Raw genomic sequence first — 26,597 nt, forward strand, 5'->3', positions numbered from 1 at the left:
ACACGAACTGTCAACCCTTCAAGTGGACCGCCACCGCCGATTCGATCCTTGTGAAGCTGCATCGACTTTGCTCACGTATCAGCGGGACAGGACACTAGTTCTGCCGCTGTGCGGGGTCGATCCGCCGCTCGCGATCGGCCGGCTGCAGCAGCACCACCAGCGCACCGGCCCCGCCTTCGGCCGGGCGGGCCTGCACGAAGGCCAGCACCTCGCGCTTCTGCACCAGCCAGCGCAGCACCCGGGTCTTGAGCACCGGGGTGCGGCCCGGTGAGCCCAGTCCCTTGCCATGCACCACGCGCACGCAGCGCAGGCCATGGCGGTGGCATTCCCGGATGAACTGGCCCAGGGCTTCGCGGGCTTCGTCGATGCGCAGTCCGTGCAGGTCGATGTGGCGCTGGATGCTCCAGCGGCCCTCGCGCAGCTTGCGCACCACGTCCGGGCCCAGGCCGGGGCGGCGGTAGCTCAGCAGGTCGTCGGTGTGCAGCAGGGTCTCCACGTCGAACTCGTCCGACAGGGCCTCGTGCATGACGCGGGCTTCGTCGAGCTGGCGCTGCACCGGCTGGGTCGAGGGGCCGGCGGGGCGGTGCTCGAACCGGCCATGGGCGGGCAGCCGCACCACCGGCCCCACGGCCATCTCGAACAGGCGCTGCTCGCGCTCACGGCGGCGCTCGGCCTCTCGGCGCTCGGCTTCCTCGGCCGCCAGCCGGGCCGCATGCTCGGCCATGGCGCGCCGTATCTGCTTGAGTTCGGCCAGCGACTGGATCTTCATGCGGCCGATTGTCGCCCCGGCCTGCCGGGCGGTGGGGCCGTGCCCCACATGACCTTCAGACCAGGCCCATCTCGGCCATGGAAGCCACGCGCTGGCGGGTGACGATGAAGTGGTCCAGCACCCGGACATCGACCAGCGCCAGGGCGTTGCGCAGCATGGCGGTGAGCGATTCGTCGGCCCGCGAGGGCATGCACTGGCCGCTGGGATGGTTGTGGGCCAGCACCACCGAGGCGGCCTTGTGGTGCAGCGCCCGCACCACCACCTCGCGCGGGTACACGCTGGTCTGGTTCAGCGTGCCCCGGAACATCTCCTCGCAGGCCAGCAGGCGCAGGCTGCTGTCCAGGAACACCACGGCAAACACCTCGTGCGGCAGCGAGCCCATGCGCAGCTGCAGGTACTCGCGCACCGCCATGGCGTTGTCCATCAGCGGCATCTGCTGCATTTCCTCGTGGAGCGAACGGCGCACCAGCTCGAGCACCGCCAGCAGTTCGGCCCGTTTGGCCGGACCCAGTCCCCTCACCCGGGCCAGTTCGTTCGGGCCGGCCTGCAGCAGGCCGCGCACGCCGCCGAAGCGGTCCAGCAGGTCCTGCGCCATCTGCAGCACATGACGGCCGGGCAGGCCGGTGCGCAGCAGGATGGCCAGCAGTTCGGCATCGGCCAGCGCCTGCGGGCCGTGGCTGAGCAGCTTTTCACGCGGTCTTGCCTGGGCGGGCAGGCCCTTGAGGCCGGGGATGGCGATCTCCTGCATGGAGCGGCTCCGGGAAAGAGGGGGCGGTCTTTTTACAATACGGGTTTTGTCGGTACACCCCGACGTGTCCCCTTTCCTCCCTCCCGCCATGTCCCAGGTCCAAGACGGTTCCTTCCTCACCCTGCACTACCGCATGTCCGACCTGCAGGGGCGGGCCTACATCGACACCTTCTCGGGGGCGCCCGCCACGCTCAGCCTGGGCTCGGGTCAGCTCTCGCCCGCCATCGAGCAGCGGCTGATCGGCCTGGAAGAGGGCGCCCGCACCGTGATCGAGCTGGCGGCCGGCGAGGCCTTCGGCGAGCGCCAGCCCGAGATGCTGCAATGGGTGGCCCGCAAGCTGCTCGACGAGCTGGGCGACCCGCACGAGCGCTATGCGCCGGGCGACGTGGTGCAGTTCCCCACGCCCGACGGCCAGGGCACCTATGCCGGTGCGGTGCGCGAGGTCCGCGAGGACGGCGCCGTGCTGTTCGACTTCAACCACCCGCTGGCCGGACAACCCGTCCGGTTCGAGGTGCAACTCATCGGGGTGCTGTGATGCCGCTGCAAGACATCGTGCTGGCCGAACCGCGCGGCTTCTGTGCCGGCGTGGACCGGGCCATCGAGATCGTGGAGAAGGCGCTGACCAAGTTCGGCGCACCCATCTATGTGCGCCACGAGATCGTGCACAACACCTACGTGGTCAACGACCTCAAGGCCAAAGGCGCCATCTTCATCGAGGAACTGTCCGAGGTGCCGCCGGGGGCCACGCTGGTGTTCTCGGCCCACGGCGTGAGCAAGGCCATCCAGCAGGAGGCCCACCGGCGCGGCTTCCAGGTGTTCGACGCCACCTGCCCGCTGGTGACCAAGGTGCATGTGGAGGTGGCCAAGCTGCACCGCGAGGGCTTTGAATTCATCATGATCGGCCACAAGGGCCACCCCGAGGTGGAAGGCACCATGGGCCAGCTGGACAGCGGCATCCACCTGGTCGAGGATGTCGAGGACGTCGCCCGCGTGCAGCCGTCGCAGACCGAGAAGCTGGCCGTGGTCACCCAGACCACGCTGTCGGTCGACGACGCTGCCGAGATCGCCGCAGCGGTCAAGGCCCGTTTCCCGCAGGTGCGCGAGCCCAAGCAGCAGGACATCTGCTACGCCACCCAGAACCGCCAGGACGCGGTCAAGCTGCTGAGCCCGCAGGTGGACGTCGTCATCGTGGTGGGCAGCCCCACCAGCTCCAACAGCAACCGGCTGCGCGAGGTCGCCCTGAAGCTGGGCACCCGCAGCCACATGGTCGACAGCGCCGACGAGCTGCGTGCCGAGTGGTTCGAGGGCGCCACCCGCGTCGGCCTGACCGCCGGTGCCTCGGCCCCGGAGATCCTGGTGCAGCAGGTCATGGAGCGCATCAAGGCGCTGGGCGCGATCTCGGTGCGCTCGATGGAGGGGCTGGTGGAAACCACCAAGTTCCCGCTGCCCAAGGGCCTGCGCATCGACGGTGCGCCCGATGCCGCCCCTGCCGGCGACGCCTGAAACTTCCCTCTTCTCCCGATTTCCCCATGCTCGACATCGTCCAACTCCGCAAAGACCTGCCCGCCGTCATCGAACGGCTGGAGCGCCGCAAGAACCCGCAGCCCTACCTGGACGTGGCGGCCTACCAGGCGCTGGAGTCCGAGCGCAAGACGCTGCAGACCCGCACCGAAGAGCTGCAGAGCCAGCGCAACAGCCTGTCCAAGCAGATCGGCATGCTCAAGGGCAAGGGCCAGCACGCCGAGGCCGATGCGGTGATGGCCCAGGTCGGTGCCATCAAGGCCGAGCTGGAGGCTGGCGCGGCCCGCCTCGATGTGATCCAGACCGAGCTGCAGACCCTGCTGCTGGCGGTGCCCAACCTGCCGCACGACAGCGTGCCGGTGGGCAGCGACGAATCGGGCAACGTGGAGCTGCGCCGCTGGGGCAGCCCGCGTGCCTTCGACTTCCCGGTGCGCGACCATGTGGACATCGGCGAGAAGCTGGGCCTGGACTTCGAGACCGGCGCCAAGCTGGCCGGATCGCGCTTCACCTTCATGCGTGGTCCCATCGCCCGGCTGCACCGCGCACTCGCCCAGTTCATGCTGGATGTGCAGACCCAGCAGCACGGCTACACCGAGTGCTACACGCCCTACATCGTCAATGCCGACACCCTGCGCGGCACCGGCCAGCTGCCCAAGTTCGAGGGTGACCTGTTCGCCGCGAAGAAAGGCGGTCAGGACGGCGGAGAAGAGGAGCAGGCGCTCTACCTCATCCCCACCAGCGAGGTCACGCTGACCAACGTGGTGCGCGACACGGTGCTGACCGAAGCCGAACTGCCGATCAAGCTGACCGCGCACACCCCGTGCTTCCGCTCCGAGGCCGGCAGCGCCGGGCGCGACACGCGCGGCATGATCCGACAGCACCAGTTCGACAAGGTCGAGATGGTGCAGATCGTGCATCCCGAGAAGAGCTACGAGGCCCTGGAAGAAATGACCCGTCACGCCGAGGCGGTGCTGCAGCAGCTGGGCCTGCCCTACCGCGTGCTGGCCCTGTGCACCGGCGACATGGGCTTCGGTGCCACCCGCACCCACGACCTGGAGGTCTGGGTGCCGGCGCAGGGCACTTACCGCGAGATCAGTTCGGTCTCCAACTGCGAGGCCTTCCAGGCCCGCCGCCTGCAGGCCCGCTTCAAGAACGCCCAGGGCAAGAACGAGCTGGTGCACACCCTGAACGGTTCGGGGCTGGCGGTGGGCCGCGCCCTGGTGGCGGTGCTGGAGAACTGCCAGAACGCCGACGGCAGCGTCACCGTGCCCGAGGTGCTGCGGCCCTACATGGGCGGGCTGGAGCGGCTGGCGGCCTGATCACCGCCGGCCTGCAGGATGGCATCGGCCGCCTGCAGCAGTTCGGTGGTGCCCAGGCGCACCACCCGCCGGCCCCGTCCGCGCACCTGCAGCACCAGCCGCGCGCTGAACCAGTGTTCGTGGCCCCGCCAGGCGATCAGCCGCGCCTGGGTGATGTCGGCCCAGGCGATGCGCCGGGGCGCGATCAGTCCGTGCCGCACACCGTCGGTGTCGAACTCGGTGACCGAGCCCATCACCTCGGCCCACTGCCCCAGCACCACCAGGCACAGCAGCCCCACCGCCAGCAGCAGATCGGACGGCATCAGGCGACACGCCTCCGACAGCAGTGCCGACGGCACCAGGGCCCCGACGGCCAGCCCGGCCACCAGCCGGATGCCCACCGGGTAGCTGGGGCCCTTCAGCGGCAGCGCGAGGTCGGGCCGGGGTTCAAGGCTTGCCGGTGCCATCGCCGTCGGCATTCGGTGCACTCAGCCCATCGAGCAGCTTCTCGGTCGCTTCCTCGGTGTCCTGCGTTTCATCGGCGGTGTCGTTCGGGTCACCCACGGCAGGCATTTCCACCGCATCGATGTCCACCACCTGCGGTGGATCGAGGAAGACGGTGACCGTCTGCGGCACGAAGATCACCAACGCCACCAGCATCAGCTGCATCAGCACGAAGGGCACGGCACCCAGGTAGATGTCGCGCGACTGCACCTTGGCCGGCAGCGCACCGTTCTTGAACAGCGTGTCGGCGATGCCGCGCAGGTAGAACAGCGCAAAGCCGAAGGGCGGGTGCATGAAGCTGGTCTGCATGTTCACGCACAGCAGCACGCCGAACCAGATCAGGTCGATGCCCAGCTTGTCGGCCACCGGGCCGAGCAGGGGCAGGATGATGAAGGCGATCTCGAAGAAGTCGAGGAAGAAGGCGAGGAAGAACACGAAGATGTTCACCACCACCAGGAAGCCGATCTGCCCGCCCGGCAGGCCGCTGAGCAGGTGCTCGATCCAGATGCCGCCGTCCACGCCCTGGAACACCAGCGAGAACACCCGCGAACCCAGCAGGATGAACACCACCATGGCGGTGATGCGCATGGTGCCGGTCATGGCCTCCCAGACCAGTTCGCGGTTCAGCCGGCGGTGCAGGGCGGCCAGCACCACCGCACCGGCGGCGCCCATGGCGCCGGCCTCGGTGGGCGTGCAGATGGCGGTGCTGATGCCGGGCAGGCCACCCATGCTGCCGAGCACGGCAAAGATGAGCACGGCCGACGGGATGATGCCGCGCAGACACTGCTTCCACAGCGCCCAGCCGCTGGCGGTGCGCGATTCCGGCGGCAGGGCCGGCAGGGCCTGCGGCCGCAGGCGGGTGAGGATGAAGGTGTAGGTGAGGAAGATCAGCACCTGCAGGATCGACGGACCCCAGGCGCCCTTGTACATGTCGCCCACCGAGCGGCCGAGCTGGTCGGCCATGACCACCAGCACCAGCGAGGGCGGCACCAGCTGCGTGATGGTGCCGCTGGCGGCCAGCACGCCGGTGGCGTAACGCATGTCGTAGCCATAACGCATCATGACCGGCAGCGCGATCATGGACATGGCGATCACCTGCCCCGCCACGGTGCCGGTGATGGCGCCCAGGATGAAGCCCACCACGATCACCGAATAGCCCAGCCCGCCCTTGCGGGTGCCGAACAGCTGGCCCATGGATTCCAGCAGGTCCTCGGCCAGACCGCACTTCTCCAGGATGGCCCCCATCAGCGTGAAGAAGGGAATGGCCAGCAGCAGGTCGTTGGACAGGATGCCGAACAGGTTGAGCGGCAGGTTGCCCAGGAAGCCGGGCGGGAACCAGCCCATGTGGATCGCGAACAGCCCGCAGCCCAGGCCGAGCGCACCCAGCGAGAAGGCCACCGGAAAGCCGATCAGCATGACCACGATCAGGCCCGCGAACATGAGCGGGGCAAAGGTTTCCATGCTCATTGCAGCGGCCTCTCGTAGTGGGTGTCCATGTGCAGCCGGCCCATGAGCCAGGCGGCGCGCTTGATGATTTCCGACAGGCCCTGCAGGGCCACCAGCGACATGCCCAGCGGGATGGTCAGCATGGCGGGCCAGCGGATCAGGCCGCCGGCGTTGCTCGACATCTCGCCGGTCAGGTACATGCGCTCCACGATCGGCCAGGCCAGCCAGGTCAGCGCCAGCGTGAGCGGCAGCAGGAAGCACACCAGCCCCAGCAGGTCGACCCACACCTTGGTGCGGGTGGGGTACAGGCCGTACAGGATGTCGACCCGCACATGCTCGTTGACGCGCAGCACCTGGGCCGCCCCCAGCATCACGCAGGTGGCGAACAGGTACCACTGGATTTCCAGGAATCCGTTGGAGCCGATGTCCAGCAGGTAGCGCACCAGCGCATTGGCGGTGCTGATGGCGCAGGCCAGCAGGATGGCCCACTTGGCCAGGGTGGCCATGCGGTCGTTCAGACCGTCGATCGCCCGTGACAGGGCGAGTAATCCGTTCATCCTTATCTCCTCGGCCCAGGGTGGGCGGACCGGGAGGCTAGGGGTGGCGGGGTAAACGGCCCGTAAAAAGCGGCCGAACGCCCGGGCAGGGCGTCAGGGGGTCGTCAGGGCTGGGGCGGAGGGCCGGGCATCAGGCGGTAACCGATGCCGACCTCGGTCAGCAGATGGATCGGACGCGTCGGGTCGGCCTCGAGCTTCTGCCGCAGCTGGCGGATGTAGATGCGCAGGTAGTGGCCCTGCTCGGCATGGCCGGGCCCCCAGACCTCGCGCAGCAGCTGGCGGCTGCTCACCACCCGGCCGGCCTGCTTGGCCAGCACCTCCAGCAGCCGCCACTGGGTGGCGCTCAGGCGCAGGCGCTCGCCGTCGCGCACCACGCTGCGCTCGGTGAGGTCGATCTGCCAGGGGCCCACCAGCAGGGGCTCCTGCTGGTCACCGGTGCGTGCGGCCAGGCGCAGGGCCACCCGGATGCGGGCATGGAGCTCCTGGACCCCGAAGGGTTTGACCAGGTAGTCGTCGGCGCCGGCATCCAGGGCCTCCACCTTCTGCGCCTCCTGGCTGCGGGCCGACAGCACCAGGATGGGCCGGTTGGTCCATTCGCGGATGGCCCGGATCAGGCGGATCCCGTCGCCGTCCGGCAGTCCCAGGTCGATCAGGAAGACGTCGATGCGGCGGTTGCCGGCCAGGGCCAGGCCTTCCCGCAGCGAGGCCGCCTCCTGCACGGCGTAACCCTCGGCCGTCAGCGTGGTCCGCAGCATGTCGCGGATGGTGGCTTCGTCGTCGACCACCAGCAGGTTCAGGGGTGTGCTCATTCGGACTCCATCAGGCGGGTCAGTTCGTCGCGCGCCTGGGCCGGGACCGGCACGGTGATCGTTAAGACGGCGCCGTTGCGGTTGGCGGCTTCGATGTGTCCGCCGTGCAGCCGCACCACCGCTTCGCAGATGGCCAGGCCCAGTCCGCTGCCGGCGGTGCCGGTGGCACGGTCGCCCCGGACGAAGCGCCGGAAGATGTCCGGCAGTTCCTGGGGGTCGATCCCCGGTCCATGGTCCTGCACGCACAGCACCCAGGCCTCGTCGGTGGTGGTCACCTCGATCTCCACCGGCGGGTCTGCAGACCCGTGCCGCGCGGCATTGGCCAGCAGGTTGGCCAGTGCCTGGGTCATCAGCCGGGGGTCGCACCACAGCAGATCGTTCTCGTTGAGCTGCAGCCGGCACTGATCGGGCTTGAGCGTGCCGGCGACCTGTTCCAGCGCTTCGCGCACCAGCTCGCCGGCCGGGCACCATTCGGGCTCGATGACCACGGCGCCGTCGTTGAGCCGCGTCCAGGCCAGCAGGTCGCTGGAGAGCGTCTGCAGGCGCCGGGCCTGGTCGATGATGTGGGCCAGCAGCTGATCACGCTGGGCCGGCGCGAGGTGGCCTTCCTGGCCGCGCAGGGAACTGGCGGCGCCCATGATGGTGGTCAGCGGTGTGCGGAAGTCGTGCGAGATCCCGGCCAGCAGCGTGTTGCGCACCCGTTCGGCCTCGGCCTGCAGCTCCACCGCACGCGCTGCCTCCAGCGCCCGCAGGCGCTCGATGGCTGCCTTGCGTGCCTGGGTGGTGAGATGGCTCACCACCAGGCCCACCACCAGCGCCACGGCAAAGGTGAAGAAGTACTGCGGATCGGTCGGTTTGAGCGACCAGCGCGGCGCCACGAACAGCCAGTCGAACACCATCACCGACGTCAGCAGGGTGAGCACCGCCGCGCGCTGTCCGTGGCGCAGCGCCATGATCACCATGGCCGCCAGATAGATCAGGATCAGGTTGATCGGGTGCAGCGCGTCGGCGATCAGTTCGCACAGGCCGGTGCTCATGAGGATCGCCAGAAACACCTCGCCAAGCTCACGGCCCAGGCCGGCCAGGCCCGGTCGGGCAGGTTCGGACGGTGATCGGGTGTTCACGGAGCGGAAGACAGGGCCAGCGGTGGTGCTCCAGCATAGCGGGCTCCACCTGCCCCCATCCGGGCCGCCAGCGTGTTCACCACACCCGCCGTGTCACCGACGCGGAACATCGACAGCAGCCGGGCCTGCACCGGTGCCTGTTCCAGCTGCTGCAGCAAGGCATGGTCGCCCGGCGACGGCGGGTACCTGACCAGCAGGGTGATGGACTCCAGCAGCCGCGCACCGGGGTCGATTCCCAGGGGAATGCCGGGCTCATGGGCCGCGTACACCAGCCGGGTGTGCTGCAGCTGGCGCACCGCGGCATGGGGAACGGCCACGCCGTTGCGGACCGCGGGCAGCTCACGGCGGTAGCGTGCCAGCAGGGCGGCGCGCACCGCGCCCCGGCGCACCCGGCGGCCATCGGCCACCTGCCGGTCGATGAAGGTCAGCAGCGCATCGAAGTCCGCCGCCGTGACGATGGGGTGGGCCTCGGCCAGCAGCACGGGACGGATCGGGGCGTCAGAAGACCCACACCAGGGCCGTGCCCGCCGAGAAACCGGCAGCGGTCAGGCCCAGCAGCGCCACATCCCGCCGTTCGTCCTTCTGCCGCCACGACAGCAGCGTCGTCACGATCATCACCGCCGCCAGCACACCCATCAGCACCACTTCGCTGTCCACGTCCGCTCCTTGTCCCGGGGCCATTCCCCGGCACGGGATTGAAGACGGCGAGGGGTAAAAAGTGCGTAAAAACGCTCAACGGCGGCGCACCCGGTCGCTCTTGCGGGTGCGCACGAAGAAGTCATCGGGCTTGGTGCGGACCCAGTCCACAAAGGAGCGCAGAGCGGGGTGTGCCAGCAGCTGCTCCACGCTGTGGTAGCTGCGGGCGAGCTCGGTTTCGGTGAGCACGGCATGGATCTGCCGGTGGCAGATGCGGTGCAGGTCGATGGTGTGGCGACCGCCCTTGCTCTTGGGCACCAGATGGTGGGCATCGCGCTGGTCGGCCGGAATGGCCCGGCCGCACAGCGGGCAGGCCGCCGGTACCGACACGGTCCGTTCCGCCTGCTCGGCCAGGGCGGCCAGCGCCCGTGCCTTGGCCCCCCTCATGGTGTGGCCGGCACCACCCGCAGCACCCGGCCTTGCGGGCTGTCGGTCAACAGCCACAGCGCGCCGTCCGGGCCGGCGCGCACATCGCGGATGCGCTCGCCCAGTTCCCGGAACAGCAGTTCCTGCGCCCCCACAGGGCCCCGCGCCGGATCGGCCATGGGCACGCGGCGCACGCTGCGCTCCTTCAGGGCCGCCACCATCAGGCTGCCGCGCCAGGCCGGGAACAGCGCACCGTCGTACCAGGCCATGCCGGCCGGGGCGATGGAGGGCGTCCACTGCAGCAGGGGTGGTTCCATCCCGGGCAGGGTCTGGAATGGCGTCACGCGGGCATAGGTGTAGTCGATGCCACCGGTCACGACCGGCCAGCCGTAGTTGGCCCCCGGGCGCAGGCGGTTGAGCTCGTCGCCCCCGCGTGCTCCGTGTTCATGGGCATAGACCACGCCACCCGCCACCACCAGCCCCTGGGGGTTGCGATGGCCCACCGACCAGATCTCCGGCAGCGCCCCGGACCGGCCGGTGAACGGGTTGTCCGCCGGGACCGAGCCGTCGGCCCCGATGCGCATGAACTTGCCCAGATGGGTGTGCAGCCGCTGGGCGTCGGTGCGATCCAGGTTGCCGTCGCCCATGCCGAACACCAGGGTGCCGTCGGGCAGCCAGGCCATGCGGCCGCCAAAGTGCTGGGTCTCTGCCTTGGCCGGCAGCGAGGTGAAGAGGGGCTTCACGTCCAGCAGCCGCGTGCCTTCGAGCCGGGCACTGGCCACCCGCAGGTGGTTGGCCTGGGGCTGTCCATGGGCATACGACAGCACGATGCGCCGGTTGCGGGCAAAGTCGGGGTCGGGCAGCACCTCGAACAGGCCCGACTGCCCGCGCGCGAGCACCGGGGGAACGCCGGCCACCGGTTCGGATCGCAGTTGCAGTCGGCCATCGGTGCCGGGCTCGATCAGCCGCAGACGGCCGGCCCGCTCGGTCACCAGCAGGCGCCCGTCCGGCAGGAAGGCCAGGGACCAGGGATGGTCCAGGCCGCTGGCCACCGTCTCGATGCGGTACGGGGTGGTCTGGGCAGGAGCGGGGGGCGCAGCGGCCAGGCCGAGCACGCCCGCCAGAAACAGCAGAACAGTCTTCATCGTCACGAATCATGGAACAAAGCCGATCGACCCGTGTGATCACGCCCTTTGCAGGACGGTTCCTGCCGCGCCGCCCTGGCGTGCTGCTGCTGGCCTGGCTGCTGGCCTCGGCCTGGGGATCGGTGGTGCAGACCCACTGGAACCTGCAGGCGCTGGCGGGGCTGGGGCTGGAGCTGCCCCCGGGCCTGCGCCTGAGCACCATCGGGCAGGACCTCGTCCATTTCGGTCCCGTCTATGCCGGCATCGTGGCGGCCGGCTGGGTGCCGGCACTGGCCGTGGCGCTGGGACTGGCCCGGCGCCTGCCGGCCTGGCGCGGCGGGCTGCTGGCGGCCGCCGCCGGCCTGGGCGTGGTGGCGGCCATCCGGGCGGTGGATGCCGTGGCCCCCATGCCCGCCTTCATCGACGCCACCCGCGGGTGGCCGGGGCTGCTGGCCATGGCCGCCGGGGCCGTGCTGGCCGGCGCGCTCTACGCGCGGCTCAGCCGGCCCGACTGAGACGCCGCCACCGGAACCGGTGCGTTTTCAGTCCAGCTGGATGTTCAGACCCTTGATGAGCGTCTGCATCTTGCCGGCCTCGGCCTTGATCAGGGCCTCGAACTGCTCGGGCGTGCCCACCACCACCTCGGAGCCGATCTCCAGCCACTTTTCCTTGAAGGCCGGGTCGGCAAAGATGGCCTGGATCTCGGCATTCAGGCGGGTGACGATGGGCTTGGGGGTGCCGGCCGTGGTCGAGATGCCGTGCCAGGCGTAGTACTCGAAGTCGGCATAGCCCAGCTCGCTGATCGAGGGCACATCGGGCAGCAGGGGCGAGCGGGTTTTGGTGGTCACGGCCAGCGGACGCAGCTTGCCCGCCTTGATGTGCGGCAGCGAGCTGCCCAGGATGTCGAACATGCTGGTGATCTGGCCGCCCATGAGGTCGACGATGGCCGGGCCGGCGCCCTTGTAGGGGATGTGGTCGATCTCGACCTTGGCCTTGGACTTGAACAGTTCGCCCCCCAGGTGCTGCGGCGTGCCGTTGCTGGCCGAGCCGAAGGTGATGCGGTTGGTCGGGTTGCGGGCGGCCTCCACATAGTCCTTGAAGCTGCGGATCTTGCTGTTGGTCTCGGACACCTCCAGCACCAGCGGGAACTTCGAGATCTGGATGACGGGTGCCAGATCCTTCACCGGATCGAAGCCCAGCCGGGGATAGAGGTACTGGTTGGCCGACAGGTTGCCGCTGGCGGCCAGCAGGATGGTGTAGCCGTCGGGCTTGGCGCGCACCACCTGGCCGGTGCCGATGTTGCCGCTGGCACCGGCCTTGTTCTCCACCACCACCGGCACGTTCAGGCGCTTGGACAGGGCAGGGCCGATCAGGCGGGCCATCAGGTCGGTGGGGCCGCCGGGCGGGAAGGGCACCACGAAGGTGATGGGGCGGCTGGGCCAGGCGTCCTGGGCCAGGGCGGCCAGCGGCAGGAGCAGGGCAGCGATGAGGCTGGCTTTGAATTTCATGGTGTCGTCTCCGGTGGTTGTTGTGGGTGGGAAAAACGGGTCAGCGGGCGTCTTGCGAGTGGATCTGCAGCGCCTCCAGGAAGCGCGAGACCATGTTGTAGGCCGCCACCGTGGCGGTGATCTCCACCACCTGCTGCGGCGGGTGCAGGGCGGCCACGCGCTGGAACACCGCATCGGGCACCTGCACCTGGCGCGTCATGGCATCGGTGTAGGCCAGCACCGCCCGCTGCTGCTCGTCGAACAGGGGGCTGGCTTCCCAGTGCTCCAGCGCATCGAGCTGGGCCTGGCTGATGCCCTCGTGCAGCGCGATGGGGGCGTGCTGGTCGGCCTCGTAAGGCGCGTGGTTGAGCAGGGCCACCCGCATGATGATGAGTTCGCGCAGGCCGCCGGGCAGCGAGTTCTTCTGGCGGATGGCGGTGAGGTACGTCAGCCAGCCCTCGGCAATCGGCCCGCTGTGCAGCAGCATCTGGTAGAGGTGCAGCAGGTGGCCACGCTCGGCCACGATGCGATCGGCCAGGGGACGCACCTCGTCGCGGGTGCAGTCGGCATAAGGAAGACGGGCCACGGATCTCGTCCTGGGTGATGGAGGAGCGCCGATTCTGTGGCGGGCCGATTGATATGAGAAATTCATTTTGTCGATCGATTTATCATCCATCGGCATGAATATCTCGCCCAAGCAGCTGCGCATGTTCCTGGTGCTGTCGGACACGCTGAACTTCAGCAAGGCCGCCGAACAGCTGTTCATCTCGCAGCCCGCGCTCACCAAGGCCATCCAGGATCTGGAAGAGGCACTCGGGCTCACCCTGTTCGAGCGCACCACCCGCAGCGTGCGCATCACGCCCAGCGGCGCACGCATGGCCACCGTGGCCCGCTCGGTGCTGGGCGAGTTCGAGGCCGGGCTGCAGCGCTTCCAGTCGTCGGCCGAACGCGAGGCCGCGCAGGTGGCCATCGCCGCCTGGCCGTCGCTGGCCCATGGCGTGCTGCCCACGGTGTGCGCCGTGCTGGAGCGCCAGCGGCCGGGGGTCCAGATCACGCTGCACGACGAGACCAACAGCGCCTGCCTGCAACGGCTGCTCAACCACCAGGCCGACTTCGCGCTGGCCTCGGTGTCGCCGACCCATCCGGAGCTGCGCTACGAAGAACTGCTGCGGGACCGTTTCGTGCTGCTGTCCTGCGGCCGATGGCGCAAGCGGGTGCGCCCCCGGATGCACATGGACGATCTGCTGGAGCTGCCGCTGATCACGCTCACCGACGCCAGCACCGCCATGCGCTACATGAGCGCGGCCTACCTGCAGCGCGGCATCGAATACCGGCCCCGGATGCAGGTGGACCAGGTCACCACGGTGGCCGGCCTGATCCGCCGGGAGGTCGGGGTGGCGGTGCTGCCCTGGCTGGGCGTGATGCCGCTGCTGCCCATGCCCGGCCTGCAGACCAGCGAGATCGTGGACGGCCCGCTGCGCTCGGTGGGCATCGTCACCCGCCGCCTGGGCCATCCCACGCCGCTGGCCCAGGCCGCCATGGAAGAGGTGCGCTCGGTCGGCCGCGAGCTCGTTGCCCGCCATCCGGGCTGGCTGCTGCCGCCGTCGGCGCGGCGGCGCTGAAGCGGGCCTGCGGCCCGCTGCGCTTCAGCGCTTGTCGGCCAGGAAGGCCAGCACCGCGGCATGGAAGCGATCGGGCGCTTCCAGGTGCGGCACATGGCCCACGTTGTCGAACTCCACCAGCTGCGCGCCCGGAATGCGCTTCTGCGCGTCCTTGCCCAGCTGCGGGTAGTTGCCCAGGTTCTTCACCGCCTCGGGCGGGGCGAAGCGGCGGCCGAACACGGTGCGGTCGAGCTGGCCGATGGCCAGCAGCACCGGCACCTTGAGCTGCGGCAGCTCGTTGTAGGTGGGGCCCTCGTAGATCATCTGGTAGGTCAGGGCCGACACGTGCGCGAAGCGCGGGTACTCGGGGCTGCGCTGCACGCGCGAGAACTGTTCGACGAAGCGTTCGAACTCCGGACGGTAGTTGTCCTTGAAGTAGCTCTTGATGAAGGCGCGGTAGCTGGTGGTGGTCTGGGCCATTTCCAGCCGGGTCAGGTTGGCGGTCTGCTGCGGGGGAATGGCCGGCACATAGTCTTCCAGCCCCAGCGGGTTCTCCAGCACCAGGGCCGAAACCCGGTCCGGGTGCCGGCGCGCAAAGTGCACGCCCAGCATGCCGCCCATGCTGTTGGCCACGATGGCCACCCGGCCCACCTTCAGGTGGTCGAGCACGCGCACCGTGTTGTCGGCCAGCATGGCAAAGGTGTAGCGGATCTCGGGCTTGGACGACTTGCCGAAACCGATCTGGTCGAGCGCCACCACCCGGTAGCCCTTGGCCGACAGCGCCCGCAGCGTGTTCTCCCAGTAGTCGGCACCGAAGTTCTTGCCGTGCAGCAGCACCACGGTCTGGCCGTTGGGGGCGGTGGTGGGCGCCACATCCATGTAGGCCATGCGCACCAGCTTGCCTTCGAGCTCGAACTGCAGGTACTGAACCGGGAACGGATAGGCCCAGCCTTCCATGGCGGCGCCCAGGGGCTCGGTGTGGTCGTAGGTGGGTTCGGTGGCCTTGGCGGCCGGGGTGGCCGTCGGTGCGGCGGCGTTCGGTGTGGCACAGCCGGCGATCAGGGCGGCCGCGGACAGCAGGCAGGCAAGCGTGAGGTGGCGCATGGGGTGTGTCTCGTCTTTTGTGATGGGGGAACAGGTTCCGCCCCGCTGGGCGAAACCCGCCAAGCGTAGCGCCAGACCGGCTTGCCCGCGCCGGCCCCCTCAGACACTGATGCGCGAGAGCAGGTCTTCCCGTTCGGCCGCCACCCGCGAGTCGCCCTGCAGGATCACCTGGCCGCGCTCGATCAGGTAGTGCCGCGTGGTGAGCCGTATGGCGCGGTGCACGTTCTGCTCCACCAGCACGATGGGTGTGCCCTCGCGCGAGAGTTGGCCGATCAGCTCGAACAGCTCGTCCACGATGATGGGCGCGAGCCCTTCGGTGGGCTCGTCGATCAGCAGCAGCCGGGGCGCGCCGGCCAGCACGCGGGCAATGGCCAGCATCTGCTGCTCGCCGCCCGAGAGCGTGGTGCCCATCTGGCGGCGCCGTTCGGCCAGACGCGGGAAGCGCTGGTAGATCTCGTCCATGCGCCGGCGGGATTCGGCCCGTGCCCGCGAGGGGCACTGCATCTGGCCCAGCCAGAGGTTTTCCTCCACCGTCAGGCCGGGGAAGATGCGCCGGTCTTCCGGCACCAGGCCCACGCCGCGCCGGCAGATGCGGTCGGCGTCCAGGCCATCCAGCCGTTCGCCGTCGAACAGCACTTCGCCGGTGGTAGGCGTCACCCAGCCGGCAATGGTCTTGATCACCGTGGTCTTGCCCACGCCGTTGCGACCGAACAGGCCGATCACTTCGCCCTTGGCAACCCGCAGGTCGATGCCTTGCAGCACATGGCTCAGGCCGTAATGGGCATGCACGCCCTTGAGTTCGAGCATCAGGTCTTCTCCCCGAAATACGCCGTCTGCACAGCCGCGTTGGCGCGCACCTCGGCCGGCCGGCCCTCGGCCAGCTTCTGGCCCTGGTGCATCACCACCACATGGTCCGACAGGTTCATCACCAGCTCCACGTCGTGCTCGACCAGCAGGATGGTCAGGCCGTGGTCGCGCGAGAGGCGCCGGATCAGTGCCTCGGTCTCGTGCGTGTCGCTGTGGCTCATGCCCTGGGTGGGTTCGTCGAGCAGCAGCATGCGAGGTCGCGAGGCCAGCGACACCGCGATCTCCAGCCGGCGCTGCTCGCCGTGCGACAGGTAGCCGGCCAGTTCCCCGGCCTTGCCGCCCAGGTCGAACTGCTCCAGCAGCTCGTCCACCCGGCGCAGCGCCGTGCTGCTGTGCTGCACCGGGCGCAGCAGGCCGCGCCCCTGCTCCAGGAACTGGGCCGCCAGGCGCAGGTTCTCGCGCACGCTCAGGTCGAAGAACAGGTTGGTGATCTGGAAGGATCGCGACAGGCCGCTGGCCAGCAGCCGGTGAGGCGGCTGCGCGGTGACATCGACGCCGTCGAACCGGACCGAGCCCGCCGTGGGCCGGATGGCGCCGCTGATGAGGTTGAACAGGCTGCTCTTGCCCGCCCCGTTGGGCCCGATGACCGCGGTGATGGCGCCTTGCCGGGCTTCGAAGCTCACATCGTTGACCGCCTTGAGCGCACCGAACTGCACGCTCAGGCCCTGCACCGAAAGGATGGGGGTCATGTCCGGTCTCCTGCGGAGTGGTGGCGCCGGTCCAGCCAGCGTTGCAGCACCGGCGTGGCATAGCCGATCAGGCCGCGCGGCATGAGGATCACCACCACCACGAACAGCACGCCGATCACGATGTGGTGGTGCGCGGTGAACGATCCCACCACCGAGCGCAGGCCGGTCAGGATGGCCGAGCCGTACAGCGGCCCGATCAGCGTTCCGGTGCCGCCCACGATGACATTGATCACCGCATGGCCCGAGACCTGGAAGAACATCAGTTCGGGCGACACGAAGCCGCGCAGCATGGGGTAGAGCGCACCGCTGACCCCGGCGATGCAGGCCGCCGCCACGAAGGCGCCCAGCTTGTAGCGCCAGGCGTCCACGCCCAGGAAGGCCACCCGGTGTTCATTGATGCGGATGGCATCGAGCTGCCGGCCCATGGGGGTGTCCATGAGGTAGCGCAGCGCGAGGTAGAACGCACCGATCAGGCCGAGCACCAGCAGGAAGAACACCTGCGGCGTACCCGAGCCCAGCCCGGGCGCAATGGCAGCCGCCGGCACGCCGATGATGCCGTCGGAGGCCCCCAGTTCGCGGGTGTTGTAGATCAGCTTGGAGATCACCTGGGCCAGACCGAAGCTGATCAGCGCGAAGTACACGCCCTTGGAGCGGATGGCGATCAGCCCGCCCACCAGACCGGCCAGGGCGCTGAACACCAGCGCCACGGCCAGGGCCAGCCAGAGCGAATCGGTCCAGTGCTTGAGCACCAGGGCCGACACATAGGCACCCAGCCCGAAGAACAGCGCCTGGCCCAGCGGCAGCAGCCCGACCCGGCCCAGCAGCAGGTCGACCGACAGGGCCAGACCGCCGAAGATCAGGGCTTCGGTGGCCAGGCGCAGGTAGAACACGTCGCCCAGGGCCAGCGCCACCGCGCCGAACAGCAGCGCACCGGCAAAGAAGACGATGGCCAGCCAGGAGGCGGCCGACAGGCGCCGGGCCGGTGCCCGGTGGGCGGCCGGGGCCGCAGCCACCGCCGTGGTCGTGATGGGGTGGCTCATGTCAGGCGCTCCCCAGCTTGCCGAACAGGCCTTGCGGGCGCCACATCAGCACCAGCACCATGATCCCGAACAGCAGCGGATCGCTCCACACCGGCGAGATGTACAGGCTGGAGATGGACTGCACCTGGGTGAGCAGCAGGCCGGCCAGCACCGCGCCCTTGATCGAGCCCATGCCGCCGATGATGACCACGCTGAACGCGATCAGCACGAAGTCGCGGCCCATGGTGGGGAACACCGAGTAGATCGGCGCCAGCAGCACCCCGGAGATGCCGGCCAGGGCCACACCGAAGGCGAAGGTGGCGGCATAGACCCGCTGCACCGGCACCCCCAGCGAGGCGCTCATGTGCCGGTCGTAGGCGGCGGCGCGCACCACCGCACCCAGCGAGGTGCGGAACACCAGCAGCCACACGGCGGTGATCAGCGCCCCGCCCAGCAGCATCACGAACAGCCGGTAGTTGGGGAAGAACAGGCCCAGCACCTCGGTGGCACCGGCAATCGGCGCCTCCACCCGCAGCGGGTTGGCACCGAAGACGATCTTCAGCGCGTCCTCCAGCACCACGGCCACGCCGAAGGTCAGCAGCAGGGTCAGCGTGTGCCGGTCCTTGCTGTGGAACACCCGCTGGATCAGGCCGCGCTCGGTGGCATACCCGAGCACCGCCATGAGCAGTGGCGTGAGCACCAGGGCCCACCAGAACGACAGCCCCAGACCGAGCAGGGCCACCGCCAGGTAGGCGCCGATGGCATAGAACTCGCCGTGCGCCATGTTGATGACATCCAGCAGGCCGAAGATGATGGTCAGCCCCAGCGCCATCAGCACCACGGCCACGCCGATGGACAGGCCGTTGATCATCTGGGGCGCCAGGACGAACTGCAACCAGTCCAGAGCGTGGTTCATGGTGTGGCTCTCGGCAAGGGCATCAGAAGCGGGTGCAGACGTCGGCGCCGATGGCGGCATCGGCCTTGACCTGGCCCACCACCTCGAACTGGCCGCCGTTGACCCGCATGGCGTACATGTCCTGCATGGCCTGGTGATCACCGGCGCGCATGGTCTTGACGCCCTGCGGCGTGGACCACTGCAGCCCGCGCATGGCGGCGCGCACCTTGTCGGTGTCGGTGCTGCCGGCCTTCTCGACCGCCGCCTTGTAGAAGAACAGCACGCCGTAGCTGTCGGCGCCATAGAGGTCGGGCTTGGCCTTGTTGGCGGCCTCGAAGTCGGCCACGAACTTGCGGTTCTCCGGCGAGTCGATGCTGGTGGCGTAGCCCACACCGGTGACGAAGCCGTCGGCCGCCTTGCCGATGGCCGGCAGGTTCTGCGAGGTCACGGTGCCCGAGGCGCCCACCACCTGCACATTGCGGCTGATGCCGAACTCGGCCATCTGCGAGAACAGGCGCACCGTGTCGTTGCCGGCCACCGAGGTGTAGATGACGGCCGGGCGCGAGGAGCGCATCTGACCGAAGAAGGGCGAGTAGTCCTTGTTGTCCAGCGGGGCGAACACCTCGCCCACCGACTTGGCGCCCTTGGCCTCGGCCGCCTGCTTGAAGGCGGCCACCGTGCTGCGGCCCATCTCGTAATCGGGGCCGAGGTAGAACACGTTGGCATTCGGCCGGGTGCCGGCCATCCAGTCGGCCAGGGCAGCGGACTGCATGCCGGCGCGGGCGTTGACGCGGAACACGTTGGGCGAACACTTGTCGCCGGTGATCGAGTCCGCAAAGGACACGGTGGTGGCAATGAGGCGGTTGTTGCGCTCGGCCAGCTGGCCCACGGCCAGGGTGGAGCCGCTGTTGACGGTGCCGGTCAGGAAGTCGACCTTGTTCACCTGGAACAGCTTCTCGGCCTTCTGCACCGCCACCGCCGGATTGGCTTCCTCGTCTTCATAGACGAGTTCCAGCGGGCGCCCGGCCACGCCGCCGGCGGCATTGATCTGGCGCGCCGCCAGATCGAGGCCCCACTTCACCTGCTGGCCGATGCCGGCGTAGGTGCCCGAGAGCGGCGTGACCACGCCGATGCGGATCGGCGTGTTCTGGGCCAGGGCGCTGCCGGCGAGGCAGGCCAGGGCCAGGGCGATGGGGGTGGTGCGGAAGGTGTTTTTCATGTTTGTCTCCTGGGTTGGAACGGGGGCGGGACGGGATCAGGTGCCGTTGAAGCGGGCACGGCGCTTGTCGTGGAAGGCCTCCACGCCTTCGCGGAAATCGTTCGAGCTGCGCAGGCGCGAGTAGCAGTGGCCCTCGAGCTCGATCGCAATCGACAGCGGCGAGTCTTCGGTGTCGTTGAGCAGCTTCTTGGCGGTGCGCTGGGCCAGCGGCGAGAAGCCGCGCAGCTCTTCGACCAGGGCGTCGGTGGCGGCCTCGAGCTCGTGGTCGGGCACGCATTCGGTGGCCACGCCCCAGTCGTAGGCCTGGGCACCGCCGATGCGGCGGCTGCGCATCACGATGTCCTTGGTGCGGGTGATGCCCACCATCTTCTGCAGCCGGGCCGAACCGCCGGAGCCGGGAATCTGGCCCAGCTTCTGTTCCGGCAGGGCGTACAGCGTGGTCGGCGTGGCCAGCCGGAAATCGCAGGCCAGCGAGATCTCGAAGCCCACGCCGAAGCAGTAGCCCCGGCCGGCGGCGATCACCGGCTTGCTGCAGCGCGCCGGGGCCGCCACGTTCCAGGCCAGCTTGCTCACATGCTCGGGCGAGGCTTCCAGAAAGCCGCTGATGTTGCCGCCGCTGGAGAAGTGTTCGCCTTCGGCACGCAGCACGATCACGCGCACATCGTCGTTGGCATCGAGTGCCTCGAAGGTGATGCGCAGCTGCTCGCGCTGCGTCATGGAAATGACGTTGAACGGCGGGCGGCAGAGGATGATGTCGGCGCGCTGGCGGGCCGGGTCGATCTCGACGCGGTAGCCGTCGAGGGTGGCGCTCAGGGTGAGCGCGGGGTGCTTGAGGTCGTTGAGCTGCATGGCGTCCTGCGGGGTTGGGGGAGGGGATCGGAGGGAGGGGGCCGGATCAGGCCGGTGGCACCAGGGGCAGGGCCGGTGGCATGGCGTCGAATTCGCCCGCCACCAGTTTTCGGCGCAGCACCTTGCCCACGGGGGATTTGGGGATCTCGCGCACGAACACGTACTGGCGCGGGCGCTTGAAGTTGACGAGGTCGGAGGCGCGGCAATGGGCATCGAGTGCGTCGGCCGCCACGCCGTCGCGCGGCTTGACGAAGGCCACCACGCGCTGGCCCCAGCGCTCGTCCTTCAGACCGGCCACCGCCACCTCGTCCACCGAGGGGTGCAGCGAGAGCACCGACTCGATGTCGACCGGCGAGATGTTCTCGCCGCCGCTGATGATCATGTCGTCCACCCGGCCGGTGACGAACAGGTCGCCCTCGGCGTCCACATAGCCGGTGTCGCCGGTGAAGTACCAGCCGTCCCGCAGGCTGCGGGCGTTGGCATCGGGCCGGTTGTGGTAGCCCTCGAAGGCCTCGTCGCTGAGCAGGTCGGCCACGATCTGACCTTCTTCCATCGGGGCCGCCACCTCGTCCGCGCCTTTGGCATCGAGGCGGATCACCCGCAGCCGGGTGTTGATGCCGGCCCGGCCGGCCGAGCCCGGCTTGCCCACTGCGTTCTGGTTGATCGAGAAGGTGTAGATCTCGCTGCTGCCGTAGTGGTTGACGAACAGCTCCGGCCGGAAGGCCTGCTGCAGGCGCAGCAGCAGGGCGTCGTGCATGGGGGCACCGGCAAAGCCGAGCTTGCGCACCGACTGGATGTCGGTGCGCGGGAAGTCGGGGTGGGCCAGCAGGTCGTGGTAGAGGGTGGGCACCAGGTAGAGGTGGCTCACCCGCTCGGTCTCGATGGCGCGCAAGGCGGCAGCGGCCTCGAAGCGCGGCATGCACACGAAGCGGCCGTCCACCAGGGCCATGGTGAGCAGCGATCGAACGCCCATGGTGTGGTAGAGCGGCATCACGCCCAGGGTGCGTTCGCCGTAGCCATACCGGTTCTGGGCCACATGGGCCAGCGCGGCCACCCGCTCGGCATGCTGGCGGCGCGGCACGCCCTTGGGCGCGCCGGTGGTGCCGGAGGTGTAGAGCATGAGCGAGAGGTCGTCGGCGCGGGCCATGGGCGTCGGGTCGGACGGCTCCGCAAAGGCCTGGGCGAAGCGCAGGTCTTCGGTGGCGGCATCTCCCACGGCCAGGCGCAGCACGCTGCCGGCCAGGGTGGACGCCTTGACCGCATCCTGTGATGCCGCCTCGTACACCAGCACACGGGCAGCCGAGTCGCGCAGCGCATGGTCCAGCTCGTCGGGCTTGGCACGCCAGTTCAGCGGCGTCATGACCAGACCGGCGAACTGGCAGGCCCAGTGCAGGGTGGCGGCCTCATGCCGGTTCTGCAGCACGCTCAGCACGGTGTCGCCGCGGCGCAGGCCCAGCCGCTCCAGGCCCTGCTGCACGCCGCCGACGGCGCGCGCCCATTCGGCCCAGGTCAGCCGCAGGGCGCCGTCCACCAGCGCGGTGGAGTGGCCGGCGCGGTCCACGCTCTGCAGGAAGGTGCGTCCCAGATCAAGCATGGGCCACCTCCAGCACGGCGTCCACGATGGGTGTGTAGCCGGTGCAGCGGCACAGGTGGCCGCTGAGCATGTCGCGCACCTCGGCCTCGTCCGGCCGGTGGCCGGCGGCCTGCTGGCGCCGAAGCCAGTCGGCACTGGACATCAGGATGCCGGCGGTGCAGAAGCCGCACTGCAGCGCGTGGTGGCGCTTGAAGGCGGCCTTGAGTGCATCGAGCGTGGCGTCCTGGCCCGGGGGCTGCTCCACGGTGTCCACGCAGCGGCCGTCGACCTGCACCGCCAGCGTCAGGCAGGCGCGCTGCGCCACACCGTCGATGCGCACGGTGCAGGCGCCGCACACGCCGTGCTCGCAGCCCACGTGGGTGCCGGTGGCGCCCAGTTCGTGCCGCAGGAAATCGCTGAGCAGCAGGCGGGGTCGGGCCTGGCCGGACCGGCTGCGGCCGTTCAGGGTCAGGGCGACCGTGTGCAGGGCATCGCGTTCGCGTACCGGGTGATTCATGAGGATCTCCGGGTGGTGGGATGGGCCTGCCGAGCCAGGTGGCGCAGCAGATGGCGGCGGGTGCTTGCGCTGGTGTGGGGGTCGTCCCGCACGTCGAGCGACCAGGCGAGTTCGTTGATGGCGTCGTCCAGGGCGGGGCCGTCGAGCGCCGGCAGGTCGATGGCCTGTGGGCGGTCGCTCAGGCCCCCCACCGCCACGCGCAGGCTGCCCGGGCCCGCCACCATGGCCACCGCGCACAGCGCAAAGTCGCCGTGGCGGCGCGAATGCTCGGCAAAGCCGCAGGCCTGGTCCGGCAAGGGACGCGGAAAGCTCACCGCCTCGATCAGCTCGTCGGCCCGGCGTGCGGTGCTGAGCAGGCCGGTGAAGAAGTCGCTGGCCGGCACATCGCGCCGGGCGCGCGCGCTGCGCAGGTGCACCGTGCCGCGCAGCGCCAGCAGGCACAGCGGCAGTTCGGCCGAGGGGTCGGCGTGCGCAATCGAGCCACACACCGTGCCCCGGTTGCGGATCGGGAAGTGCGAGATGTGCGGAAACGCCAGCGCCAGCAGGGGTGGCACCTGGGGGTGGGCCTGCAGCTGCGCCTGGGTGACGGCCGCCCCCACCCGCACCGCTCCGTCGGTCACGGTGATGGTCGAGAGTTCGGCGCTGCGCGAGATGTCGATCAGCAGCGCCGGCTGGGCCAGCCGCATGTTGAGCACCGCCATCAGCGACTGGCCGCCGGCCAGGATGCGTGCGGCCTCGCCGTGCCGCTGCAGCAGGTCGGCCGCAGCCTGGGCGCTGTCGGCCCGCACATAGTCGAAGGCGGCGGGCTTCATGCGCGCACCCCCAGGCGTTGCAGCAGCCGCCCCCACCAGGACGCCGGCCGCGCGCTGCCCCCGGCGGCCTGCCGGCCCAGCGATTCGAACAGCTGGGCCACGATGACCCGGGCCGCGCCTTCGAGCATGCGGCTGCCCACCATGGCCACCTTGCCGCCCACCTGGGCGCGGTAGTCGTAGTGCAGGCGGGTGCCGGTGGCGGTGGCCTCCAGCCGCACCGAGCCGTCGCCGGCGCCGGTGCCCAGGCTGGAGCTGCCCACGCCGGCCAGCCGCAGGCTGTGCGGGGCATCGATGTCGGACAGGCCGATGCGGGCCTCGTAGCGCGCCTTGATCAGGCCCACGCCCACGGTCACGTCGGCCCGGTAACGGTTCGGTCCGTCGGCCTCCAGGGCATGGCAGCCGGGAATCACCCTGGCCAGTGCAACGGGGTCCAGCAGCACCTCGAACACGCGCTCGGGCGGTGCAGCGATGTCCACCGTGCCCTGCGCGGCCAGCGACAGGCCGTCGCCCGCCGGGGCGACCGCCGGTGCGCGGGCCACCGGGTGGCGCGGTGCGGGGTCCGGCGTCTGCAGATGGGCCAGCACCCGGTCGGGGGTGAGCGGCAGGCGGATGTCGGTCAGATCCCGGTGCGGCCGCAGCGCGTCGGCCAGAGCGTTGGCGATGCACACCGGCGTGCTCATGTTGTTGCCCTCGCCCAGGCCCTTGGCGCCCAGCGGGGTGAAGGGGCTGGGGGTTTCCAGGTGCACGATCACCGGGTCGGGGGTCTCGCAGGGGGTGGGCATCAGGTAGTCGGCCAGCGTGCCGCTCTGGAAGCTGCCGTCCGGGCCGTAACGGAACTCCTCCAGCAGCGCTGCGCCCAGCCCCTGGGCGAAGGCGCCCCGGATCTGGCCGTCGGCCAGTGCCGGGTTGAGCAGGCGGCCGGCGTCGTGCGCAGTGATGTAGCGGTCCACCCGCACCGCGCCGGTGGCCGGGTCGATGTCCAGGCCGCACACATCGAACACGAAGCCATAGGCCGCCGAGGTGTTGACCCGGTCCTGGGCGTCTGGCGCCTTCAGCGTCTCCGGGGTCCAGAAGGCGGTCTCGCGCAGGCCGGGCGTCTCGCCCTCGGGCAGCAGGCCCGGTGCCCAGTGCGGGCTGGCGGCCAGCCGGGTGAACGGCTGCGACTGCTCGTGCCGCTGGCGGTTGAACACCTGGCCGGCCTCGAAGCCGATGTCGGCCGCACTGCACTGCCAGGTGGCTGCTGCGATGCGGGCCAGCTTGTCGCGCAGGCGCTGCGTGGCCAGGTGCACCGTGCCGGCCACCGCGCCGGCGAACCGGCTGCTGTAGTTGCCGGCGGCCACGCTCCAGGCGTCCTTGGCGGTGTCGAATTCCACATTCACCACCACCTGAGACGGGTGCAGGCCCAGCACGTCGGCCACCACCTGGGCGCAGACCGTCATGTGGCCCTGGCCGGCCGGTGCCGAGGCAATGGTCACGTTCACCCCGCCCAGCAGGTCGAGGGCCACCGTCGCGCTGGCAATCGCCCCGTTCTTGGGTCCGGCCTTGGCGCGCTGTTCGGCCGTCAGCACCGTGCTGATGTAGCCCATGTTCGAGACCGAGGGCTCGACGATGGCCGCCACCCCGATGCCATAAAGGCGCCCGGCGGCCCGGGCCGTGTGCTGGCGCTCGGCCAGCCGCAGGTCGAGTGCGCGGGCCATGGCCATGTCGGTCAGGCGCGCGTAGTCGCCCGAATCGAGCACGGCGCCGGCCGCAGCGGTGTAGGGAAAGGCGTGGGCCGGCACATAGTTGCGCTGCCGCAGCGCCACCGGGTCGATGGCCAGTTCCACCGCAATCCGGTCCATCAGCCGTTCGAGCGCGTAGAACACCTGCGGCCCGCCAAAGCCGCGCACCAGGCCGGTGGGCGTCTTGTTGCAGACCACCACCCGGTTGCGCACCGCCAGGTGCTCGATGGCATAGGCCCCGGTGAGCGCGCCGTGCATGCGGTAGAAGGTGGCCGGTTCGGGCGCGCGCAGGTAGGCACCCACCTCGTCGACCTGGTCGTAACGCAGCGCCAGCACACGGCCTTCGGGGGTGACGGCGGCCTCGATGGTGGTCATGCGGGCGGTGGCCGAGGTGGCGGCACTCAGGTGCTCCAGCCGGTCTTCCACCCACTTCACCGGCGCACCCGCCTTGCGCGAGGCCAGGCACATCAGCACCACATACGGGAACACCGCCTGCTTCACGCCGAAGCTGCCGCCGGAGTCGCGCGGCACCCGGTGGCGCAGCTTGTTGCCCGGCACCTTCAGCGCCATGGCCATGACCGCGTGCAGCGAGAACGGACCCATGAAATTGGAGGTCACGTCGTAACCCTCGTCGCCGGGCAGGTGTTCGGCAATCACCACGCCGCACTCCATGGGCGAGCAGCTGTTGCGCGGGTAGTGCACCGTGGTGCGCACGGTGCGGACGCCGGGCTGGTCGAACACCGGGTCGGGGGTGCCGTAGAGGAACTGCCGGTCCGACACCACGTTGCTGCCTACGCCCTCGTGCAGCGGTGTCGAGCTGTCCTGCAGCGCGTGCTCGATGTCGGTCACCACCGGCAGCGGTTCGTAGTCCACCCGCAGCAGGTCGAGCGCGTCTTCGGCGATGTAGCGGTCTTCGGCCACCACCACGGCCACCGGCTCGCCCACATGGCGCACCCGGTCCACCGCCAGCGCCCAGTGCTGCATGGGCTGCTTGACGCCCACCACGAAGGGCTGGGCCCAGGCCTGGATGTCGGCGCCGGTCAGGACCGCCCGCACACCGGGCAGTGCCAGCGCGGCCTCGGTCCGGATGGCCAGCAGGCGGGCGTGGGGGTGGGGGGAGCGCAGAACCGCGGCATGCAGCGTGCCGGGGCGGGTGCCCAGGTCATCGGCATAGGCGCCGCGTCCGTTCAGCAGGGCATCGTCTTCCAGCCGCTCCAGGCGCTGGCCGACCCATGCCTGCCGGGCGGCGCCCGCCAGCGAGGGTTCTGAGTGCAATCGTGTC

The 26,597-nt window shown here is 69.8% G+C and carries 29 protein-coding genes; 5 read left to right on the forward strand and 24 right to left on the reverse strand.

Going from position 1 to position 26,597, the window contains the following annotated elements; all coding sequences use genetic code 11:
* Positions 1-94 precede the first annotated feature (94 nt).
* Positions 95-769, reverse strand: coding sequence for a Smr/MutS family protein (locus CAP38_RS04725; RefSeq protein ID WP_086119775.1), 675 nt, complete (start codon positions 767-769; stop codon positions 95-97).
* A 55-nt stretch (positions 770-824) separates the two neighbouring features.
* On the reverse strand, positions 825-1,517 hold the full coding sequence (gene radC / locus CAP38_RS04730; RefSeq protein ID WP_086119776.1) for a DNA repair protein RadC: 693 nt from the start codon (positions 1,515-1,517) through the stop codon (positions 825-827).
* A gap of 88 nt (positions 1,518-1,605) precedes the next feature.
* Between radC and CAP38_RS04735 the strand changes: the two genes are divergently transcribed.
* The 3 genes from CAP38_RS04735 to serS are packed head-to-tail and all read left to right on the forward strand — an operon-like array spanning position 1,606 to position 4,357.
* Complete coding sequence (locus CAP38_RS04735) at positions 1,606-2,052, forward strand: peptidylprolyl isomerase (protein WP_086119777.1); 447 nt, start codon at positions 1,606-1,608, stop codon at positions 2,050-2,052.
* Entirely contained in the window at positions 2,052-3,020 is a 969-nt protein-coding gene (gene ispH, locus CAP38_RS04740) for a 4-hydroxy-3-methylbut-2-enyl diphosphate reductase (RefSeq protein WP_086119778.1), read from the forward strand. The genes CAP38_RS04735 and ispH overlap by 1 nt, the downstream gene beginning before the upstream one ends.
* 26 nt (positions 3,021-3,046) lie before the next feature.
* Positions 3,047-4,357, forward strand: a complete 1,311-nt coding sequence (gene serS / locus CAP38_RS04745; RefSeq protein WP_086119779.1) for a serine--tRNA ligase — start codon at positions 3,047-3,049, stop codon at positions 4,355-4,357.
* Here the strand turns inward: serS and CAP38_RS04750 are convergent.
* The 9 genes from CAP38_RS04750 to CAP38_RS04790 form a co-directional block, all read right to left on the reverse strand.
* Positions 4,324-4,815 carry a hypothetical protein gene (locus tag CAP38_RS04750; RefSeq protein ID WP_143435751.1) on the reverse strand — a complete coding sequence of 164 codons (492 nt, stop codon included), beginning with the start codon at positions 4,813-4,815 and terminating at the stop codon, positions 4,324-4,326. The genes serS and CAP38_RS04750 overlap by 34 nt on opposite strands.
* Positions 4,784-6,307 carry a TRAP transporter large permease subunit gene (locus CAP38_RS04755; RefSeq protein ID WP_086119781.1) on the reverse strand — a complete coding sequence of 508 codons (1,524 nt, stop codon included), beginning with the start codon at positions 6,305-6,307 and terminating at the stop codon, positions 4,784-4,786. The genes CAP38_RS04750 and CAP38_RS04755 overlap by 32 nt, the downstream gene beginning before the upstream one ends.
* Positions 6,304-6,843 carry a TRAP transporter small permease subunit gene (locus tag CAP38_RS04760; RefSeq protein WP_086119782.1) on the reverse strand — a complete coding sequence of 180 codons (540 nt, stop codon included), beginning with the start codon at positions 6,841-6,843 and terminating at the stop codon, positions 6,304-6,306. Before CAP38_RS04760 ends, CAP38_RS04755 begins: the two co-directional genes overlap by 4 nt.
* 104 nt (positions 6,844-6,947) lie before the next feature.
* Positions 6,948-7,652 carry a response regulator gene (locus CAP38_RS04765; RefSeq protein WP_086119783.1) on the reverse strand — a complete coding sequence of 235 codons (705 nt, stop codon included), beginning with the start codon at positions 7,650-7,652 and terminating at the stop codon, positions 6,948-6,950.
* Positions 7,649-8,776 (reverse strand): ATP-binding protein, encoded by a 1,128-nt coding sequence (locus CAP38_RS04770; RefSeq protein WP_086119784.1) that lies wholly within the window; start codon positions 8,774-8,776, stop codon positions 7,649-7,651. Before CAP38_RS04770 ends, CAP38_RS04765 begins: the two co-directional genes overlap by 4 nt.
* Positions 8,773-9,258, reverse strand: coding sequence for a hypothetical protein (locus CAP38_RS04775; protein WP_086119785.1), 486 nt, complete (start codon positions 9,256-9,258; stop codon positions 8,773-8,775). The genes CAP38_RS04770 and CAP38_RS04775 overlap by 4 nt, the downstream gene beginning before the upstream one ends.
* A gap of 16 nt (positions 9,259-9,274) precedes the next feature.
* Entirely contained in the window at positions 9,275-9,433 is a 159-nt protein-coding gene (locus CAP38_RS15315) for a hypothetical protein (protein WP_179188460.1), read from the reverse strand.
* Between the two features lie 75 nt (positions 9,434-9,508).
* The gene (locus CAP38_RS04785; RefSeq protein WP_256924282.1) at positions 9,509-9,859 is read right to left on the reverse strand and encodes an HNH endonuclease; all 351 of its coding nucleotides are present in this window, start codon (positions 9,857-9,859) and stop codon (positions 9,509-9,511) included.
* Positions 9,856-10,983, reverse strand: a complete 1,128-nt coding sequence (locus CAP38_RS04790) for a PQQ-dependent sugar dehydrogenase (RefSeq protein WP_086119787.1) — start codon at positions 10,981-10,983, stop codon at positions 9,856-9,858. Before CAP38_RS04790 ends, CAP38_RS04785 begins: the two co-directional genes overlap by 4 nt.
* Positions 10,984-10,994: 11 nt before the next feature.
* Here CAP38_RS04790 and CAP38_RS04795 point away from each other — a divergent pair, with 11 nt between their 5' ends.
* The gene (locus CAP38_RS04795) at positions 10,995-11,477 is read left to right on the forward strand and encodes a hypothetical protein (RefSeq protein ID WP_179188461.1); all 483 of its coding nucleotides are present in this window, start codon (positions 10,995-10,997) and stop codon (positions 11,475-11,477) included.
* A gap of 27 nt (positions 11,478-11,504) precedes the next feature.
* Here CAP38_RS04795 and CAP38_RS04800 read toward each other — a convergent pair whose 3' ends face one another.
* On the reverse strand, positions 11,505-12,470 hold the full coding sequence (locus CAP38_RS04800) for a tripartite tricarboxylate transporter substrate binding protein (RefSeq protein WP_086119788.1): 966 nt from the start codon (positions 12,468-12,470) through the stop codon (positions 11,505-11,507).
* Positions 12,471-12,510: 40 nt separating this feature from the next.
* Complete coding sequence (locus CAP38_RS04805) at positions 12,511-13,035, reverse strand: carboxymuconolactone decarboxylase family protein (RefSeq protein ID WP_086119789.1); 525 nt, start codon at positions 13,033-13,035, stop codon at positions 12,511-12,513.
* Positions 13,036-13,129: 94 nt separating this feature from the next.
* Here CAP38_RS04805 and CAP38_RS04810 point away from each other — a divergent pair, with 94 nt between their 5' ends.
* The gene (locus CAP38_RS04810; RefSeq protein WP_086119790.1) at positions 13,130-14,071 is read left to right on the forward strand and encodes a LysR family transcriptional regulator; all 942 of its coding nucleotides are present in this window, start codon (positions 13,130-13,132) and stop codon (positions 14,069-14,071) included.
* A gap of 24 nt (positions 14,072-14,095) precedes the next feature.
* Here the strand turns inward: CAP38_RS04810 and CAP38_RS04815 are convergent, their stop codons facing one another.
* The 11 genes from CAP38_RS04815 to CAP38_RS04865 form a co-directional block, all read right to left on the reverse strand.
* Positions 14,096-15,154, reverse strand: a complete 1,059-nt coding sequence (locus CAP38_RS04815) for an alpha/beta fold hydrolase (RefSeq protein WP_086119791.1) — start codon at positions 15,152-15,154, stop codon at positions 14,096-14,098.
* 99 nt (positions 15,155-15,253) lie between these two features.
* The gene (locus CAP38_RS04820; RefSeq protein ID WP_086119792.1) at positions 15,254-15,961 is read right to left on the reverse strand and encodes an ABC transporter ATP-binding protein; all 708 of its coding nucleotides are present in this window, start codon (positions 15,959-15,961) and stop codon (positions 15,254-15,256) included.
* The gene (locus tag CAP38_RS04825) at positions 15,961-16,710 is read right to left on the reverse strand and encodes an ABC transporter ATP-binding protein (RefSeq protein ID WP_086119793.1); all 750 of its coding nucleotides are present in this window, start codon (positions 16,708-16,710) and stop codon (positions 15,961-15,963) included. The genes CAP38_RS04820 and CAP38_RS04825 overlap by 1 nt, the downstream gene beginning before the upstream one ends.
* Complete coding sequence (locus tag CAP38_RS04830) at positions 16,707-17,750, reverse strand: branched-chain amino acid ABC transporter permease (protein WP_086119794.1); 1,044 nt, start codon at positions 17,748-17,750, stop codon at positions 16,707-16,709. The genes CAP38_RS04825 and CAP38_RS04830 overlap by 4 nt, the downstream gene beginning before the upstream one ends.
* Position 17,751: 1 nt before the next feature.
* Entirely contained in the window at positions 17,752-18,645 is an 894-nt protein-coding gene (locus tag CAP38_RS04835; protein WP_179188462.1) for a branched-chain amino acid ABC transporter permease, read from the reverse strand.
* A gap of 22 nt (positions 18,646-18,667) precedes the next feature.
* Positions 18,668-19,843 (reverse strand): ABC transporter substrate-binding protein, encoded by a 1,176-nt coding sequence (locus tag CAP38_RS04840; protein WP_086119795.1) that lies wholly within the window; start codon positions 19,841-19,843, stop codon positions 18,668-18,670.
* Between the two features lie 36 nt (positions 19,844-19,879).
* Positions 19,880-20,692, reverse strand: coding sequence for an enoyl-CoA hydratase/isomerase family protein (locus CAP38_RS04845; RefSeq protein ID WP_086119796.1), 813 nt, complete (start codon positions 20,690-20,692; stop codon positions 19,880-19,882).
* A gap of 46 nt (positions 20,693-20,738) precedes the next feature.
* A complete protein-coding gene (locus CAP38_RS04850; protein WP_086119797.1) occupies positions 20,739-22,286 on the reverse strand; it encodes an AMP-binding protein in 1,548 nt (515 codons plus the stop codon).
* A complete protein-coding gene (locus CAP38_RS04855; protein ID WP_086119798.1) occupies positions 22,279-22,782 on the reverse strand; it encodes a (2Fe-2S)-binding protein in 504 nt (167 codons plus the stop codon). Before CAP38_RS04855 ends, CAP38_RS04850 begins: the two co-directional genes overlap by 8 nt.
* Entirely contained in the window at positions 22,779-23,594 is an 816-nt protein-coding gene (locus tag CAP38_RS04860; protein ID WP_086119799.1) for a xanthine dehydrogenase family protein subunit M, read from the reverse strand. The genes CAP38_RS04855 and CAP38_RS04860 overlap by 4 nt, the downstream gene beginning before the upstream one ends.
* A complete protein-coding gene (locus CAP38_RS04865) occupies positions 23,591-26,590 on the reverse strand; it encodes a molybdopterin cofactor-binding domain-containing protein (RefSeq protein WP_086119800.1) in 3,000 nt (999 codons plus the stop codon). Before CAP38_RS04865 ends, CAP38_RS04860 begins: the two co-directional genes overlap by 4 nt.
* Positions 26,591-26,597: the final 7 nt, after the last annotated feature.

The sequence above is a fragment of the Hydrogenophaga sp. IBVHS2 genome (assembly GCF_002127215.1).
Taxonomy (GTDB): Bacteria; Pseudomonadota; Gammaproteobacteria; order Burkholderiales; family Burkholderiaceae_C; genus Hydrogenophaga.